The sequence below is a fragment of the Azospirillum sp. SYSU D00513 genome (assembly GCF_017356015.1).
Taxonomy (GTDB): domain Bacteria; phylum Pseudomonadota; class Alphaproteobacteria; order Azospirillales; family Azospirillaceae; genus Azospirillum.
In genome coordinates this window covers 1-1367 of the sequence record NZ_JAFIQV010000112.1, presented here as the reverse complement: position 1 = coordinate 1367, position 1367 = coordinate 1, and the positions used below count along the sequence as shown (strand labels likewise).

Below are 1367 nucleotides of genomic sequence, written 5' to 3'. Positions count from 1 at the left end.
AGCCCGGCTTCGGAGGGCCGATCAACCCGGAGTTGGTCGGCTCGGACCTGAGCCGGGGAGCGGTGGCCATGCCGGGCGACGAGCCAGGTCTTGTTGTAGTGCCGGGCGAACTCCAGCAGGGCTTGCCGGAGTTCCTCGACGGTATCGAAGGTGCGGACCCACAGGAGGTTTTCCTTGAGCGTCCGGATGAAGCGCTCGGCCACGCCGTTGCCCTCGGGCTCGCGCACGAAGGATGGCGAACTGGTGATGCCCAGGTACCGGATCTCGTCCTGAAAGTCGCCGGACATGTAGTTTGAGCCGTGGTCGTGGCGCAGCTTGAGCCCGGCCGCGACGCCCGGGCCGATGCGGCCGAAGTAACCCAGCAAGCCCTGTCGGACCGGTTCCAGAGCCTCAAAGCGGTTGCCGCTTTTCGAGGCGTGAATGCCCACCACCTCGGTGTTGGCGTGATCGACGGCGATGAAGACGCGCGCCACCCCCTCGGCTGCGGTGATCGTCTCCGTCATGTCCGTGCCCCACATCGTGTTCACCGTCTCGGTGACGATGGTGCCGTCGTGCACCCGTGTGCGCCGCCGCCCGACCCGATGCGGGGCCAGCAGCCCATGCTCACCCATCAACCGCCTTACCCGGCGGGCCGAGGTGCGGATCCCTGCAAAGCGTAGGCGTGCCCAGATCTTGCGGTAGCCTTCCCCATGGAAGCGCGACCCCAGGATCTGCTGGCGGATGTGCTCTGTCAGTTCCGCATCTGAACAGGGACCAAGCGGCCCAGGACGCCTGGGCGGTGACGTCGGGTGCCCTGCCGAGATCAAGCGATGCCGGTAAACCGTGGCGCGGGACACCTGCCAGAGCCGGGCAACACGGGCCAGACCGTAGGGGCGCTGAATGGAGGGCGAGAGGGTCTGGCTCATCGTCTCGACCTCCGCCGGGCCAAAGGGTGCTTGCCCTCCAGAGCGGCAATCCTCTGATACAGAAGTTCATTGTCCATGGTGATCTCGCCCACCTTGGCCTTCAGCCGAGCGATCTCCTCATCACGCTCGTCGCGCTCGCGTTCCTTGATCGCTGCGGCGGCCCCGGCCAGGGCACGATCACGCCACTCGGACAGGCGTGCCACGGTGACGTTCAACTCGCGGGCAACGACCTCCAGCGGCTCGCCGCGCAGAAGGCGCGTGACCGCGGTCAGCTTGCGCTGGGCGGAGAACCGTTGGGGAGCGCGGGCCTCCGCGCCCGAGGGGGCGCCTGCGCCAGCGGTGTGGGCGCGCTCCGGCGCCCCCTCGGGCTTACGCCCCTGTTCCTCGTTCATCGTCAGACCTCCGGTTGCGGTTCATTTTACCGCAGCCAGCTGTCTCATCGAACCGGGCAGCAACCCACAC

The 1367-nt window shown here is 67.4% G+C and carries 1 pseudogene; it reads right to left on the bottom strand.

The annotated features are described in order from the left end of the window. A pseudogene (locus JUB11_RS32420) lies at window positions 1-1225 on the bottom strand (IS3 family transposase); the annotation flags it as partial. Window positions 1226-1367 lie beyond the last annotated feature (142 nt).